Raw genomic sequence first — 16502 nt, 5'->3', positions numbered from 1 at the left:
TTGACAGACTGACGGGGCGCGTGTATAATCTCACATTGGGATAGATGATCCCCGATAGCTCAACGGTAGAGCGGCTGACTGTTAATCAGTAGGTTCCAGGTTCGAATCCTGGTCGGGGAGCCAGTAATAACACGATCCAATGAATGCCCGGCACACCGCCGGGTATTTTATTGCCATTCAAATCTATCTTCCCTGGTGTCACGTCCGCAGATGGTCTGGTAGCAGTATAATTTTCGCAAGAGGGGCTATGTCTAACTTGCGTCAACCCAATGGCGATGATTATCCCGAAGCGGCGCGTAAACACCTGGACGATGCGCAGGCGTTGCTGGAAACCGCCCGCTACGACGGCTCCGGGTATCACGCAGGCTATGTTGTTGAGTGTGCGCTCAAAACGCTGTTGCAGATTGGCAGCGCTCCGCGGTGGGGGCACGACCTGAGCGCGATCAGCGTCCAGGTTGCGGCGCTGGCAACCGGCGGCAGTCCGCACACGGCGCGTTACATCCCCAATCCGCCACCGGGCATCGCCTACGCCAACCCGCCTGCCGGTTGGAAAGAGACCATGCGCTACCGCGCGCCGGGCGACCTCACATGGCAGCAGGCGCAGGACTGGCTCACAGAAGCCGAACGTGTGTACCGACAAACGGTGCAGCAGATGTGGATGGATGGAGTGATTCGATGAATAGTGCTCCCATACGCCACTTTGACCAGGCGCGGCAAGCGGCGCTCCACGTGTTGGAAGATCTTGTCCGCCAGCAGCGGGTCGAACGGGCCCTGCTTTCACCCGACATTTTTGCCCGCATCCGTGTGGCGCTGTGGTTTGCCGATGCTCCGTCGTCAGACCAACGCAACGAGCTGGAAGGTCGGCTCAGCGCTGCGACCGGCCCGTTCTGGGGCGGTTTGTGGATTGCCGCTGCTCAAACCTCGAACGCCGATCGCGCACTGCTGGAGTCGCTGTGGGAGGAGGGCGCACCGCACGCAGCGAGCGTCTCCATCCGCATCAACGAACGCCATCGCAGCCTGAGCGTCTGGCTCCGCCCACTGCCCGGTCCACCCTGGCCGACCGATCCAGAAGCCGACGCAGGCGGTCCGCCAATCCTCTCGTTCTACGCCTTCAAAGGCGGCGCCGGTCGCAGCACGGCACTGGCGATTTTCGCCGCGCAGCGCGCGCATGCTGGTGAGCGCGTGGTTGTGGTTGATCTCGATCTGGCGGCGCCAGGCGTCGGCGTTTTGCTCGGCGATCCCGCTGTAGCGCAGGCTGGCGTGGTGGATTACTGGCTTGAACAACCCCTGCTTGGCGAGCATCTCGACCTGCGCGATTACTATTTCCGGGTCAGTCAACCGGCGGTGATCGGTTCGGGGGAGATCCTCGTCTTCCCGGCCGGAAATTTCGATGAGGGGTATCTTGCTAAACTGGCGCGGCTGGATTTCGCTCCGCCAACCGAGGGGAAACATCCTCTGGAAACTCTGCTCCTACATATTCGTAACGAACTGCACCCGGATTGGATCCTGCTCGATGCGCGTGCTGGTCTCTCGGAAGCCACCGGTTTTGTCTTTGGGGGGCTGGCGCATCTGAATCTGCTCTTTGGGGGCACGTCTGAGTCCAATTGGCGTGGGTTGCGTCTGGCGGTGCGCCGCCTGGGTGCAGAACGTGTCCGGCGCAACTTCCCCCAGGCAGAGTGCCTGTTGATCCATAGCATGGCGCCGGCCAATCCCCAAACGGCCCGACTGGCGGAAGCAGAATTCCTGCGGCGCGCCGAGAAGACCTTTGAAGAAGAGTATTATCTGCCTGACCCTGACGATCCAGCAGAGGACTCTTTCTGGTATCTTCGTGATATGGAGAGCCGTGATGCGCCACATGTTCCTGTTTCCTTGTTCTACAGCGAACGGATAGCTTTCTTTACCCGCCTGGAGGACCTGGTTGACTATGGTCTGGCAGCAGAAGATTATCGGAAACTCGGCGAACGGATCACCGCGCGGTTTCTCAGGGGGTCAACATGACATTAACCGATGCCCAACGACAAACATTACTGACAGAACTGCGCGAGATGGGGCGCGCCTCCAGCGCCGAATTGGAAAGTGGGAAGCAGTTTCAACGCGCCTTTTACCCGGTCGCCGAACATCTGCGCGTCTTTGAGCCAAACGTCAACCTGATCATCGGCTATCACGGCGCTGGCAAAAGCATGCTCTTCAAAGCCGCCGTCGAGCAGCAGTTGTCTGCCAAAATGATCCGCATGCTGCCAGGGCGCGACTTGTTTCTTCACACCCTCGCAGAGGAGAAGGCTTCCTGGCTGGCAGGCTACCCAATGGGCGCCGCCTTTCCGGATCCTGGCACGTTGCGTCAGTTCGTTCAACACCTTCCTGCTGGATGCGACAATGCGCAGGCGCTGGCCGATCTGTGGCTGGCGTATCTGGCGCGGTTGTTGCGCCAGGAACTTAACGTGAGCGATCTTCAACCGCTGTTTGAACTGGCCGCAACGGAAGTCAAACTGATTTACGACACGTTGCAAGTCCAGCGCGCCACAGTCATCAAGGCGTTAGATGCGCTGGATACTCGCCTGAAAAGAGAAAATCGCTGGGTGTTCATCAATTACGATGAACTGGATACCCTGGGTGGGGTGGATTGGGAACTGATGGCTGCCCTGATTCGGGGGCTGTTGACCTTTTGGTCTGAATACGCGCGCCGCTGGCAACGCATACAGCCCAAAATCTTTTTGCGCAGCGATTTATACACCAATACCCACATCTTTGCCGCCGACCTGGCCAAACTGGCGGCCAGTCGCGTGGAATTGACCTAGACTGATCGCAACCTGTACGCCATGCTCATCAAACGCATGGCCAATAGTAGCGAGTCCTGGCTGACCTACTGTCGGAACGCCGGGTTGGGTTTTGACCACGACGAACGGTTGGGTTCGATCCCTCGTCTGCCCAATGTGGAGGCAGCCCAGCCGCTGATTGAACAGATTGTCGGGCCGTTTATGGGATGCACTATCAAGAAGGGGCGCACATTTACCTGGGTTCTGGATCATCTGCGTGATGGGCGGGGGCACATCACGCCGCGCAATCTGGTTAGCCTGTGGGGCTATGCGGCTGCCCAGGAATTGGATGCGGCGCGGGCTGGCGAGCAGCACCTGCTACATCCCACCTCGTTGCGCCACGCGCTGGATCAGGTGTCGGATGAGTATGTACGGTTGCTCAAGAGTCGTGAGATGCCCTGGTTAGAAGCGCTGACCAGACGATTGTTGCAACGCGAAGTGCCGATGACTCGCCAGGAGTGGGAAGAGATCCTGTCCCAGGATTGGTCGGCCTGGCGCAACGATCCACAGGAAAAGCAGCGCCCGCCGCGCACAACCCCGGCTGAATTTCTTGACTTTTTGCTCGAATTGGGCGTCTGTCGCACACGCCCGGACGACCGGATTGATGTGCCGGATTTGTTTCTCCACGGGCTGGGCATTAAACGCCGTGGCGGGGTAAAGCAATAGACGTCACCAGCACTTTATGTTCAGCTCTTCGGTTGAATGTCACCGGTCAGGAGCGCGACACCGCACCCCCGCACCTTCAACCACTCTCCCCACCCAGCGTCTCACGGAAGAACGCGATGATCTCCGCCTGATGCTCGACGACGTACAGGTAGCCGCCGTACCGTTCGCTCGACGGCGCGACGATCACCGGACGTGCGCGGGGCGTGTTCGCTGCCATTGCTTCGACGTCGGCGAGCGACCCCCAGCGGTCGCCAGCGCCCTGGATGTACAGCACGTCGGTGTCTTGCAGGCGCGGCGTCCAGGCGGCAGGCGCAATCGCAGCAAATGGCGGCGCGCCAAACGCCCGATGGATCAATCCCCCCATCCGGATCAGAGTCGGACCGGCAGGACCGAGGACGTCACGCGCGGCATTCGGCGCAAATACGTTCGCGCTCGTCGGTTGCACTGCGACGATGCTGCGGATGGAGGCGCAGTCGGGAGCAGCGCGCAGCGCGGCGTTCGCCCCCATCGAGTATCCGATCAGACCAATGCGCGCGCCGTCCACATCCTTTCGCGTGCGAAGCATCGTCACCGCACCGATGACATCGCGCGCCTCGTTGACGCCGAAGGTCACCGGCGGACTGGCATCGCTGAGACCGTGGTTCCGCAGATCGAACAGCAGGACATGAAACCCGGCGTTGCTGAGGGCGGACGCTGGTTCAAGGAAATCAACCGTGCGATCGGGCAGCACCGTGGCGCCAGCACGGTTCCCACAGCGATTCCAGGGCCATCCGTGAACAAAAACCACCGCTGGCGCAGGCGTGCCGTCATCGTTGACGCGATGAATGAACCATCCGCGCAACGTGACGCCATCCTGCGACGGAAACTCAACATCCTCCGCCATCAACCGGAGATCGGCAGGGTAGCGCCATAACGGTTGACGCATGCCGAACAGCATCAGACGCTGCGCCTGTGCTGCGCGATAGACCGTCGGACCGACCGCTGCTCCCAGGCTCAGGCCAAGAACGAATGGCGCCAGGCGCCGAAAACTCGTCATGGAGCGTTCTCCTGTCTTAACTGCTCAACAGGTATAGTATACTGCCTCGTACTCGTTCTCATACAATGAATGAAAGCGACTCCTATGGCAGGAATGATCGTAGCGCCTGAACCTGTGGCGGTTGAAGCGGGGGCGCGGGTGCTCATGGCGGGCGGCAATGCCATCGATGCCGCCGTGACCTGCGCCTTCGTGCAAATGGTTGTCAACCCTCAAATGTGTGGCATAGGCGGCTATGCCCTGGCTGTTGTGCGGCTGGCGGGCGAACCGACAACACACACGATCCTGCTGGATGCTCCGGCGCTGGCTGGCTCGCGGGTTCGTCCTGATATGTGGGTTGACCGATTCATCGGCATGAATCCGGATGGATGGGGCTATTTTCTCACCGGCAAGGTCAATGATGCCGGGTACCAGGCAATCTGTACGCCCGGCACAGTCAAGGGACTGGCGACACTCCTCGAACGGTGGGGCAACATTAGTTGGGCGCAGGCGCTCGATCCAGCGATACAGGTTGCAGAGGAAGGCTTTCTGGTGGACAGTGTGCTGGCGAACCGCTGGAAGATGCGATCTCCCTACCCGGAAGCATGTTCGTTACTCGACTATATTCTGGCGAATGCCGAGGCGCGGCGCATCTACCTGACAGCCGACGGACGACCCTACGACGAAGGCATGATCCTGCGCAATCCAGATTATGCTCGAACCCTGCGCCGCCTGGCGGAAGCCGGTCCCGACGATTTTTACCACGGCGAACTGGCGCGCCGTATGAGCGAGGATATTGCCGCCAACGATGGGTTTGTCACGGCTGAAGATCTGGCTGAGTATACGCTGCGCGAAGAATCGCCTGCCATCGGGACGTACCGCGGGTATACCATTGTCTCGTCGCAGGCGCCGCATGGCGGTCCGACCCTGATTGAGGCGTTGAATATTCTCGAAGGGTATGATCTGCCATCGCTGGGGCACAACAGCGCCGATTATCTATTCACTGTCGCAATGGCAATGAAAGCCGCGTTTGCCGATCGCAACCGCTACATTGGCGATCCGGCGTTTGATAATGTGCCGGTAGCGTGGTTGACCGGCAAGGAACGCGCGGCACAGTGGCGCGCGCAGATCGACGCCGGACGCCCCATCACGGTCGAGACACTGCCGGGCGGTCCTCCCGACACCACCCATGTCAGTGTTGTAGACGATGCCGGCAACTGCGTGGCGCTGACCCATTCGCTCGGCATGTCGTCAGGCGTCATCACGCCGGGGCTTGGGTTTATGTACAACAACTCGATGATCAATTTCAACCCGATCCCCGGCCACCGCAACTCGATAGCGCCGCGCAAAGGACGCGCTACCGGTATGTCGCCGACGATCGTGTATGCCGGCAATCGTCCGGTGCTGGTTATCGGAGCGCCAGGGGCAAACCGCATCATTACCGGCGTGCTCCAGGTGATTGTGAATATCATCGATTTCGGAATGAGTCCGGAGGAAGCAGTGCAGGCGCCACGTTTCGATTGTCAGGGTGATCGCATTGTGGTGCAGAATCGCATCCCTGAGTATGTCTGCGCCGATGTGCGTGCGCGCCACCCGGTTCTTCGTGCGCCGCAGAGTTATGGGTCATTCGGGTTGGTGCAGGTGATCAGCATCGATCCCGAACACGGCACACTGCGCGGCGCTTCCGATCCCGGTGGGGCGGGTATGGCGTTGAAGGTGGAAGGTGGAAGGTGGAAGGTTGGGGGTTGGGGGTTGGGGGTTGAAGGTTGAAGGTTGAAGGTTGAAGGTTGCACGGTGCGCGGTGCACGGTGCGCGGTGCGGATTGTACGTTGCGCGGTGCGGATTGTACGTTGCGCGGTGCACAGAGCATTGTTGAACGCTGGCAAGGTGGCAGAGAGCGCCGTTGTATCAAACTGTCGCAGGGCATTGCGCCATCACCCCAGAATTCTCGACGGGATCAGAACGGAGACAAACGTGATGGGGTAGTATTCGTCGCCGACTTTGTCCGCATCAGCGGTCTAGCCGTTGCTGGAGTGTTCAACTTCGTCCATATGTATAAGAACTGCTATAATCCTTAAAGGTGGACAGCGTGCATGAGCGAATCATTCCATTTCCCCGACATTACCGACCGTCTCGACATCCATCCAAGCGCGTACATTTCGCCGTATGCGTATGTGCATGGAACGGTCAGCATCGGCGCCGACTCATCGGTGTGGCCGATGGTCGTGATCCGTGGCGATAACGGTGTTATTCGCATTGGGGCGCGGTGTAACATTCAGGACGGCAGTGTGTTGCACGCCGACCCCGATGCCTGGTTGACGATTGGCGATGGTGTGAGCATCGGGCATGCGGCTGTGGTGCATGGGTGTACGGTCGAAGATGATGTGCTGATCGGCATTGGCGCTGTGGTGCTGAACCATGCGCAGATCGGCGCTGGCAGCCTGATCGCGGCGCGCGCGCTGGTGACCGAGGGCATGGTCGTGCCGCCGGGATCGCTGGTGATCGGCATCCCCGGCGTGGTTCGACCGCTCGGCGAAGGGCGACTCGAACGGATTCGCCGCACGGCGCAGCGCTATGTGGCGCTGAAAGAGCGCTACCGCTCATCGGGTGGGTGATCCGAACGCCGTTCTGCTGCGATCTCGTCGGGTTGCGGGCTGACGACCGGACGGGCGCCCTGATCGAGCGCGTCCTGGAGCGGTATAACCGTGGTATCGTCGGCAGGCGAAGGAGTGGTTGCGACGCTTTCCTGGGGCGCACCACCCGGCGCGGCGAGCGCCGGTGATCGGTCGGACGGCGATGGAACAGGCGGAGATGATGCCGTCCCGCTGATCGACGTTGCTGCTGGTTCGGACGAAGGCGCTGCCATCCTTTCCCTTTCCGTTCGCAATAGTGGATCTGCCGTGGCTGGATGCTGATCCACAGATGCTGGCATATCGGCGGGTGTCGGCTTTGCCCGTTCCGCCTGAGTGGGCAGTTGAGCGTTTGCCGGGATTGGACGTTCAGAAAGAGGGAGCGATTGTCCGGGAGTTGCCACGGACGATGCTGAGTCTGGTGTCGGAGACTGCGGTTCCTGCAAATCGCGCTGCACCAGTCGCCCGGCGAGCGGGTAGGCGAAGCGGTTGCCGCGATAGACCTGATACGCGCCGTAGATGGCGTACAGCGTGGCTGCGAACCCATACCCGATTGGCAGGATCAACCCGAACAACGCAATCCAGAACGTGTCCGGCAGGGTGCCGTCGCGGTAGAGATCTGGTCGCAATGCAGCAGGCAGCAGCGATAGCAGCAAACATCCAGACCACAGCAGCATCAGCGCGATAACGCCCAGGAGCGTGCCGATCTGATAAACGATCGCCTGCACAATATGCGCCCGCACGAAGCGCGACCGCCTGCGCTGAGTCGCCCAGAGCAGAACCGCCAGGATCAAACCGGTCAATCCTGCGACATTGGCAACGACGCTGGCGTGCGCCATTGCTGCGGTCAATCGCTCATCTTCATCGGGTAGAGCCATCGGTCGACACACTCATCGTTCATTTATGCGTTGTACTGGCGATTATAGCACACGCTGCCTGTGCTACAATAATTCTATACACCCGTCCGACAGGATCAACACCTATGCAGTTTGCAACCATTGACGATTTACAGCAGGCGCTTGCCGCGCACAACTACATTGCAGACCGCCCGCTGGCAACGGCGATCTTTCTGGCGCTCAAGTTGCAGAAACCGTTGCTGCTCGAAGGCGAGGCAGGGGTTGGGAAGACCGAAATTGCCAAAACACTGGCGCGTATGCAGGATCGTCACCTGATCCGCCTGCAATGCTACGAAGGTCTCGACGTCAACACCACCATATACGAGTGGAACTACACCCGGCAGATGTTGCAGATCCGCCTGATCGAGGCGCTCGGCGGCAGCGATGCGCACGCGGCGCTGAATGAAATCTTCAGCCCGGAGTTTCTGATCAAGCGTCCGCTGTTGCAAGCCATCGAGGAGAGTTGGGAACGCCCGCCGGTGCTGTTGATCGACGAGATCGACCGCGCCGATGAGGAGTTTGAGGCATTCCTGCTCGAACTGCTCTCCGACTGGCAGATCAGCATTCCTGAAATCGGAACCATCCGCGCCAGCCAGCCGCCGACAGTCATTATCACCAGCAACCGCACGCGCGAAATCCATGATGCGCTGAAGCGACGTTGCCTGTTTTACTGGATCGATTATCCGTCGCTCGACAAAGAACTGCGAATCGTGAATGCCAGAGTTCCCGGCGCGTCTGACCGTCTGTCGCGCCAGGTCGTGGCATTCGTTCACGAATTGCGCAAACTCGATCTCTTCAAACTCCCCGGCGTTGCGGAGACTCTCGACTGGACAACGGCGCTCACGGCGCTCGATGCGCGCGAACTCACCCCTGAAATGGTGGAGGATACGCTGGGCGCCATTCTGAAGTATCAGGACGATATTGCGCAGGTGCGTGGACAGGGGGTGCGTTCGTTGCTGGAGAAAGTGGGCGTGTAGACGACAGGGATTCGCGTTGCTGTTATGGACGAGTTAGAACCACTGATTCCCCACGGGAACCTGATGACGCATGTGGTTGCGTTCGTGCACCTGCTGCGCAGCACCGGCATCAAAGTCAGCAGCGAACAGACCATCGATCTGGCGCGGGCGCTGGAGCATGTGCCGATTGTGGCGCGTGGGGATTTTCGCGCAGCTGCGCGCTGTACCCTGATCTGCCGACGCGAAGATCTGCCGATGTTCGATGCTGCGTTCGATTTCTACTGGCGCACGCAGTCAGGGTTTGATCCGTTGATGCTGGCGATCCCGGTGGTCAAGATGCCGCCGAAACCGCTGCGTCTGCCGCGCCGACCGCGCAGCCAGGGCGATGGACACAATGAGCCGGATCGTCATGAAGAACAGCAGGAAGAGAAGGTTGGCTTTACGCTCACCTTTACGGCTGCTGAGACGTTGCGCACCAAAGACTTCGGCAACTTCAGTTACGAAGAGGTGCAGGCGTGCAAGGAGTTGCTACGCACACTCGAGTGGCGCATCGAGCCGCGTCGCACCCGTCGTCGTCGCCCGGCAGTGCGCGCCGGCGAGATCGATATGCGCCGCATCCTGCGCCGCAACCTGCGCCACGGCGGCGACCCGATTGAGTTGACCTTCCGCGAGCCGCGCTATCGGCAGCGTCCGCTCGTCGTGCTGTGCGACATCAGCGGTTCGATGGATCGCTACAGTCGTATCCTGCTTCAATTCGTGCATACTATCTCGAACGGCTTGCGTGACGTGGAAGCGTTCGTATTCGGCACGCGCCTGACGCGCATTACCCGTCTGTTGCGTGAACGCGATATCGATGAAGCCATCGCAGCCGTCAGCAAACATGTGGTGGACTGGTCGGGCGGGACGCGGATTGGCGAGGCGGTCAGGCACTTCAATTACTACTGGTCGCGCCGGGTGCTGGGGCGCGGTCCGGTGGTGTTGCTCATCAGCGACGGATGGGATCGCGGCGATCCGCAGTTGCTGGGGCGTGAAATGGCGCGGCTGCAACGTTCATGCTACCGCCTGATCTGGTTGAACCCGTTGCTGGGGAACCCGCGCTATCAACCGCTCACCCAGGGGATGCAGGCGGCGCTGCCGTTTGTCGATGACTTTTTGCCGGTGCACAACCTGGTAAGCCTGGAGCAACTCGGCGCAAAACTGGCGATGCTTGGCGCGCGCCGCCCTGAGCGACGCCAGCGGATTGGAACCTAGCGATTTGATTGGTTCAGCAACTGCTCCAGACTGGCAAGCGTCTGGCGCAGTTCACGCGGACCGGGGTGTGGCGTATTCGCGCGATGGGCGACGGCTGTCAGGCGTCTGGCAGCCTGTTGCGGCTGAAGCGCAATGCCGTGCCGCGCGAAGATATTGCGATAACTCTCGTACCGGTCGCTCAGGAAACGCGCTACCGTCTCGAAACCGTGCCGTGCGACTTCGGTGCGACTGGAGTAGCGCATCGGCATTTCGGAGAACATACGAACGTCATCGCGTGCCGGTTCGATCAGAATAATATCGACATCGGGATGCCGGCGATGGATCTGTTTCAGGTGGTAATGCAGCGCCGAGTGGAAGAGGGTGCGGAAGACCTGGTTGGCGATGCCAGGCGCCCCCATATCGCGAATGTGCAACTTCTCCTCCTCCGCCTCATCTAAATCGTAGGGCACAAGCGGATTGACGCAGACGATCAGGCGCGCCCCGCGTTCGATCGCCAGATCGAGGCTGGCATTACCGCGCACGCCACCATCGATGTAATCGCGCCCGTCGATCCGCACCGGACGGTAGACCAGCGGCATTGCTGAAGACGCAGCCACGGCGCGCGAAATCGGCACCGTGTCATACGGCGGGGTGCCGAACACCACGCGCGCACCGGTATCGAGATCGGTCGCAATGATCACCAGTTCACGCGAGAGGGCGCGGAAATCGTTGGTCAGACCGGGGCGGGAGAGCACGGCGCTGAGATAGCGATCAAGCGAACTGATATCGTACAGTCCGCCGGGGAGCGCCAGTGCAAACGATTCGATCAGGTCGAGCAGCGAGAGATGCTTCCGCGAAAAGATGAGCGCCTGCACCGCGCGTAGTATCGCCTGCGGCAGATGCATCCCCTGCGTCAGAATGTCGCGCCCATTGAGGGTGAACAGATCGCCGGTATTGAGCGGCGCGATGCCATCGAGCGGCACTTCGAGGTGCCGCATCAGTTCGTGCGGCGTCAACCCATTCGCCAGACAGGCGGCGACCAGCGCTCCGGCGCTGGTGCCGATAAAAACATCGAAGTCGTTGACGCTGAAGTGATGAAGAAGATCATCGAGCGCGCGCAGTGCGCCGATTTCGTATGCCGCACCTGTCACTCCGCCGCCCGCCAGTACCAACGCCGTTTTGCTCCGCTGCGCTTTGACACCCCTGTCGCTCATATGTACTCCTCTATATGCGGCGGCAACGACCGCGTGGTAGTTCACATGTATCAGTCCTGGGAACCGACGTCCATCCGAAAATCACCCACCCTCTCTGCCGGTTGCAGAGCCTGTAGCAAGCGGATGTCAGGTAGAACGCTTACTGCTTCCGTTGTGCCAGGAGTTGCTCAACGAGTCGGGTCAGTTCATCGACCTGTTCGTGAAGCCGATCAATGTCGCTCTTGCTGGGGAGATCGGGCGCCGTTGTTGACTGGTACTCGTCCACCAGCAACGTGCGTAATCGCTGAACCTCTTGATCGTTGAGTTTGCCCGTATCGCGGAGATGCGCCAGACGGCGTTCGATCTCGGCATTGACGAATCCGGCGCCTCCAAATACCCCCAGGAGCGAGCGTTGCAGCCCGCTCAACGTCCCTTCGCCAGCGCGGATCAGGCTGGTCAGCAACGAGGTTGGCAATCGCCCCTGATCGCCGCGTGTCTGGAGTGCAACCTGCGCCAGGATCTGTGCAGTAATATCTTCACCGGTTTCATTGTCCACCACCCGTACCTGCTCGCCTGCCTGAACCAGTGCAGCAATGCCTTCGAGGGTAATGTACTGTTTGCGATCGATGTGGTACAGTTTGCGATTGGCGTACTTTTTGATGGTTTGCATGCATGCTCTCCAGATCACACATACCTATTATAACACACTGCGTCAGGGCATCGTGTCAACACTCAACGGCGCCGCCACACGTTTGATGATGACCAGGGTGACATCGTCGTAGAGCGCTCCCTCGGCGTGGCGACCGAGGGCGTCGTTAATGGCGTCAAGGATGGCGGCAGCGCTGCCGGTGCGCACGGCGGCGACCTTCTCAATCAGTCGTTCGACGCCGAAAGGTTCTTCGGCGGCATTGATCGCTTCAGTGACGCCATCGGTATAGCATACCAGCACGTCGCCATCGCTCATCGACACATCGTCTTCAGTCAATGCAACTTCTTCGAGCACGCCAAGCGCAATCCCCGGCGTCTGCAAGGGGATGACGCCGCCGTCGGCGCGGAACAGCAGCGGCGGGTTGTGCCCGGCGCAACAGTAGCGCAGGCGTCCGGTGTGCGGTTCGAGCACGCCGTAGAAAACGGTCACAAACATGCCAGCTTCGGTGTCGCGCGTAATCCAGCGATTGGCGCGGGTAAGCGCCGCCGCAGGCGACGATCCGTCGAGCGCTGCGGCGCGCACCAGACTGCGCGCCAGTGCCATGAACAACGCCGCCGGCACGCCTTTATCACTGACATCAGCAATCACAAAACCGAGCGGTTGACAGACGGCGCCGTTATGGTCCGGTGTGGTGCGGATGCCGGATCGACCACCGCCATCGTATGGTTCTTGTGGAGGCGGAAGGTACCAGTAATCGAAAAAATCTCCGCCGACCATGCGCGCCGAGCGCCAGTCGGCAGCCGTTTCCCAGCCGGGCAGGTTGGGCGCGCGCGACGGCAGCAGGGTGCGCTGAATATCGCGGGCAACGCGCAGTTCTTCTTCCAGCCGCGCCGCCTGTGCTGCCTCCTGCGCCAGCAGTGCGCTTTCGAGCGCTCCGGCGATCTGTGAGGCAAACCCATTTGCCAGGATCAGGTCGCGCGCGGTGAAACGGTGTTCTGCCGGTCCATAGTCGATCACCAGCACTCCCAGGGCAGCGCCGCGCGTCCAGAGCGGCGTTGCCAGCAGCGACGCACTGCCGAAACGTTCGATAATCGGCGCGCAGAGATGCCCGTGCCCCCTGGCAGAGTCGAGCGCCAGCGGCGCAACCGTGCGCACCACTTCCGCCAGCAGCGGTGCATCCCGTTCGGCAATCGGGCATCCGACGAATGTCGCGCGATCGGCAGGACTCAAGCCATACGCGGCAAGTGGCGTAAACGAAGCCGCCTGTCGGTCCCAGATCAGGCAGGTACAGCGGACGCATCCGAGGAGCAGCGGCGGCAGGCGCACCACTGCTGGCAGCAGCACATCGAGCGATGTTGCGCGTGACAGGTTTTCGGCAACCTGCAACAGCGCATTCAGTGTCCAGGCTTCTTCGCGCTGCGCCTGGAATGCGCGCGCACGCTCCACCGCAACCGCCACCTGATCCGCCAGCGTTCGGGTGACGAACAGGTCGCTGCGCTGGAAGCGCCCCGCCTCGGCGCTTTGAATATCGAGCACGCCGATGACCTTTTCGGCATAGCGCAGCGGTACCGCAAGTTCAGCGCGGGTGCTTGAGTCGTCGCTGATGTAACGTGGATCGGTGCGCACATCATTCACCAGAGCCGGTTGACCGGTCAACGCCACACTGCCAACGATGCCCTCGCCCGGTTGCAGCACCATCCGCCGCAGGCGTTCGAGCGACTGTCCCTCAACGGTGCTGGCGCCGAAGTGCAGCCGTCCATCTTCACCGATAAGGAAAATGTGAACCGTATGGTATCCGAAGCGCTCACGGATCAGGCGAACGACGGAAGAGAGGAGTTGGTCCAGTTCGAGGATCGCAGTGATGCGCTCACTGACGTCCTGGATCGCCTGGAGTTGCACCGCACGTTCGTTGGCGGCGGCAAAGGCGCGCGCCTTTGAAATTGCGACTGCCGCCTGATCCGCCAGCAGCGACAGCATGCGCAGATCATCGGCATCGAAAGCGTAGGGCTGGTAACTCTGGATCGAGATCGTCCCGATCACCCTGCCGCCATCGAGCAACGGCACATAGATGCCGGAGCGCGGCGGTCGTTCACTCTGATAGCGTGGACGTGCCGGCAAGCGATCCATCTCAGTGGCGAAGTCCTCCACCAGCAACGAGCGCCCGGTCTGGCGCATCCAGCCGACCAGCCCATCGCCGCTCGGCAGATCGACCGTGAGCGGCGGCAGGCGCACCCGATCCTGCACACGCACGACCAGCGTATAACGGTCGCTCTCCGGATCGAACAGCCCCAGGTGAAACGAAGACGTATCGACGACTTTGCTGGCGGCGCGGTAGATCAATTCGCTCAGCGCATCGACATCGAGTTCAGCGCGGATAATCTCGCGACTGGCTTCGTTCAGCAACCCCAACTCACGGATGGAAGCGCCCTGGTTGCGCAGGTTCATCGCCGCCTGGCGCACGGCAATGCTGGCAGCAAACAACCCGGCTGCTGCAAACACGAAGTAGCCGATCCCCAGGCGGGTGTAAATGGCGGCGAAGAGCGCCGCCAGCGGCAACGGCGCAATTTCCGCCGCCAGGACGGGCATCCAGGATGACTGCCACCATGTCAGGACGCCGGTCGAGCCGCCCTGAATGTATTCACGGACGGCGCGATTCAGTTGAATGAGCGTTGGATAGCACAGGATCAGCGCCATGAGCGACAGCGCCTCGCCGGGTGTATCATCGGCAAGGAGCCACGCCAGCGCTCCGCCTGCTAGAACCGCGCCAGCGCGCACGCCGCTGCGCAGGAGCGGACGCGCCGCCAGCAGGTAGAAGGTGCGTGGACGGCGATAGATCAACGGCAGCAACACGCCGAAGATCAAACCTGCCACCGCAGCGACCAGCGCCCCGTCAGCAGGACCAAGCGCCAGCGCCGCAGCCAGAATGACGATGCCGGTCAGACTGTGTGGATCGGCTGGCGGAACCCGAAATGCTGCTGCTTCGATCAGCAATGCCAGAACGACGAACAACGCAAGTACACCCCAGGACGCAACACCAGGGTTGCTGAGGATGAGCGCAGTCCAGCCAGCTACGCCCACGACCAGACAGTAAAGAATGAGCTGCCGCTCACGATTCACACGTGTTCCTGACCGAATGCCGCCAGCGCTTCGGCGCGCGAGGAATGAATGGCAAACACCTGAGTAAAACCGGTCAATTCAAACACTTCGCGCACCTGCGGGCGCAGATTGCAGAGACGCAGTTCACCGTTACGCTCCAGCAGGTCTTTCCGTGCTAGCAAGAGCGAACGCAGCGCCGTGCTGCTGAGGAATGTGACATTGCCGAAATCGATCAAGACATATGCAGCGCCATCGGCGATCGCCTGATGGACCGGTGCGAGCGCCGACGCTGCTCCAACCGCGTCGAGCCTGCCGCTCAGGCAAAACTCTCGCACCTCGACGCTGACACGCGGTTGAATAATATACTTCACCATGGTCAGGAGGTTCCCGTTGGTATCGTCGAAGTCGAATCGCACCTGATCCATCAACCGATTCATCAGGTACAGTCCCAGACCGCCTGGCTGACGTTCTTCCAGCGGCGATGACACATCGGGCGGCGGAACATCATCCGGGTTGAAACGTCGTCCGTAGTCGCGCAGCGTAATGACCAGGCGACCGTCCTCGATCCGCCACGTCAGTTCGATGATTCCCGGATGATCGGGGGCATACCCATGCTGAATAATGTTCGTCGCCGCCTCATCCACCGCCAGTTCGACCTGCCAGGCGGTATGATCGTCAAGACCGGCGCATTGAGACGCCTCGTTGACAAAAGCGCTGATCTGCGCCAGAGATTCGAGAGTGGCCGGGACTGTCAGAGATTTCATTGGCATCGCCAGTCATCAGGCGTTACGCGCAATCGACGCGCGTCGAACAGGCGCCAGAGCCGGATCGGGCGACATGAGCAGCATGTGCAGCGCTGCTGACGTCGGTCTGTTTTCAGAAGGAGCCGACTGCTTCGACAGTGTCGGGATAGATCTCGAACAGCGAGGTAAAGCCGGTCAGATCGAAGACCTCCTTAATCCGTGGCGGCAGGTTGGCAATCCGCACATCGCCCCCTTCCAGGTCGGTCAGTTTCCAGTCACGCGCTCGCTTGCGCGCCTCGATCAACACGCGCAGCCCGGGGCTGGCCACATATTCAAGCCCGGCGAGATCGAGCACGATTCGATAGCGATTCTGGTCGAACAGTTCTTCGAACTTCTGCTTGAGTTGCGGCGCATTCATCGCATCGAGTCGTCCCTTGATCGTCAGCAGATCGACACGGTTGAGCCGTTTGTGCGTGATCTCCATGACCCGCCCTCCTTCGCGCGTTTGCATTGTTGAACACAATGGACTACTGACAGGAAACAGTGACGATTATAGCACAGGCACGGAAAACGACCGCGTTATGAAGATTGAAAATATGAACCAGTGCTCGACCTTGT

General features: G+C 60.6%; 15 protein-coding genes and 1 tRNA gene. 9 read left to right on the top strand and 7 right to left on the bottom strand.

Translation table 11 applies throughout. From position 1 onward, the window contains the following. The first annotated feature begins 48 nt into the window (after positions 1–48). The 5 genes from ROSERS_RS11220 to ROSERS_RS11200 all read left to right on the top strand — a co-directional run bounded on the left by ROSERS_RS11220 (position 49) and on the right by ROSERS_RS11200 (position 3479). Positions 49–123: transfer RNA gene (locus ROSERS_RS11220), tRNA-Asn, on the top strand. 124 nt (positions 124–247) lie between these two features. Further along, the gene (locus ROSERS_RS24155; protein ID WP_011956900.1) at positions 248–679 is read left to right on the top strand and encodes a HEPN domain-containing protein; all 432 of its coding nucleotides are present in this window, start codon (positions 248–250) and stop codon (positions 677–679) included. Further along, positions 676–1998, top strand: a complete 1323-nt coding sequence (locus ROSERS_RS11210) for a KGGVGR-motif variant AAA ATPase (RefSeq protein WP_011956899.1) — start codon at positions 676–678, stop codon at positions 1996–1998. The genes ROSERS_RS24155 and ROSERS_RS11210 overlap by 4 nt, the downstream gene beginning before the upstream one ends. 47 nt (positions 1999–2045) lie before the next feature. Beyond that, entirely contained in the window at positions 2046–2795 is a 750-nt protein-coding gene (locus ROSERS_RS11205; protein ID WP_157041047.1) for a hypothetical protein, read from the top strand. A 21-nt stretch (positions 2796–2816) separates the two neighbouring features. Further along, on the top strand, positions 2817–3479 hold the full coding sequence (locus ROSERS_RS11200) for a hypothetical protein (protein ID WP_011956897.1): 663 nt from the start codon (positions 2817–2819) through the stop codon (positions 3477–3479). A 76-nt stretch (positions 3480–3555) separates the two neighbouring features. Here ROSERS_RS11200 and ROSERS_RS11195 read toward each other — a convergent pair whose 3' ends face one another. Continuing rightward, positions 3556–4515: an alpha/beta hydrolase gene (locus tag ROSERS_RS11195; RefSeq protein WP_011956896.1), complete on the bottom strand. Its 960-nt coding sequence runs from the start codon at positions 4513–4515 to the stop codon at positions 3556–3558. Positions 4516–4599: 84 nt separating this feature from the next. Between ROSERS_RS11195 and ggt the strand changes: the two genes are divergently transcribed. Then, a complete protein-coding gene (ggt, locus tag ROSERS_RS11190; RefSeq protein WP_232282824.1) occupies positions 4600–6261 on the top strand; it encodes a gamma-glutamyltransferase in 1662 nt (553 codons plus the stop codon). Between the two features lie 323 nt (positions 6262–6584). Further along, a complete protein-coding gene (locus tag ROSERS_RS11185) occupies positions 6585–7106 on the top strand; it encodes a gamma carbonic anhydrase family protein (RefSeq protein WP_011956894.1) in 522 nt (173 codons plus the stop codon). Here ROSERS_RS11185 and ROSERS_RS11180 read toward each other — a convergent pair. After that, on the bottom strand, positions 7085–7999 hold the full coding sequence (locus tag ROSERS_RS11180) for a DUF4870 domain-containing protein (protein ID WP_011956893.1): 915 nt from the start codon (positions 7997–7999) through the stop codon (positions 7085–7087). The two genes, ROSERS_RS11185 and ROSERS_RS11180, sit on opposite strands and share 22 nt — an antisense overlap. A 104-nt stretch (positions 8000–8103) precedes the next feature. On the opposite strand from ROSERS_RS11180, the gene ROSERS_RS11175 reads away from it, so the two are divergent. Then, positions 8104–8994 (top strand): AAA family ATPase, encoded by an 891-nt coding sequence (locus ROSERS_RS11175; RefSeq protein ID WP_011956892.1) that lies wholly within the window; start codon positions 8104–8106, stop codon positions 8992–8994. Between the two features lie 24 nt (positions 8995–9018). Next, positions 9019–10224 carry a vWA domain-containing protein gene (locus ROSERS_RS11170; RefSeq protein ID WP_011956891.1) on the top strand — a complete coding sequence of 402 codons (1206 nt, stop codon included), beginning with the start codon at positions 9019–9021 and terminating at the stop codon, positions 10222–10224. Here the strand turns inward: ROSERS_RS11170 and ROSERS_RS11165 are convergent. The 5 genes from ROSERS_RS11165 to ROSERS_RS11145 form a co-directional block, all read right to left on the bottom strand. Beyond that, positions 10221–11417, bottom strand: coding sequence for a patatin-like phospholipase family protein (locus tag ROSERS_RS11165; protein WP_011956890.1), 1197 nt, complete (start codon positions 11415–11417; stop codon positions 10221–10223). The two genes, ROSERS_RS11170 and ROSERS_RS11165, sit on opposite strands and share 4 nt — an antisense overlap. A gap of 139 nt (positions 11418–11556) precedes the next feature. Then, positions 11557–12066, bottom strand: a complete 510-nt coding sequence (locus ROSERS_RS11160) for a polyhydroxyalkanoate synthesis regulator DNA-binding domain-containing protein (protein WP_011956889.1) — start codon at positions 12064–12066, stop codon at positions 11557–11559. A 42-nt stretch (positions 12067–12108) separates the two neighbouring features. After that, positions 12109–15162, bottom strand: coding sequence for a SpoIIE family protein phosphatase (locus ROSERS_RS11155; RefSeq protein ID WP_011956888.1), 3054 nt, complete (start codon positions 15160–15162; stop codon positions 12109–12111). After that, a complete protein-coding gene (locus tag ROSERS_RS11150) occupies positions 15159–15905 on the bottom strand; it encodes an ATP-binding protein (RefSeq protein ID WP_041333516.1) in 747 nt (248 codons plus the stop codon). Before ROSERS_RS11150 ends, ROSERS_RS11155 begins: the two co-directional genes overlap by 4 nt. Positions 15906–16017: 112 nt before the next feature. Then, on the bottom strand, positions 16018–16368 hold the full coding sequence (locus tag ROSERS_RS11145) for an STAS domain-containing protein (protein ID WP_011956886.1): 351 nt from the start codon (positions 16366–16368) through the stop codon (positions 16018–16020). Between the last annotated feature and the right edge of the window lie 134 nt (positions 16369–16502).

Source organism: Roseiflexus sp. RS-1 (assembly GCF_000016665.1).
GTDB lineage: Bacteria > Chloroflexota > Chloroflexia > Chloroflexales > Roseiflexaceae > Roseiflexus.
This window is presented reverse-complemented; position numbering and strand designations above follow the sequence as displayed.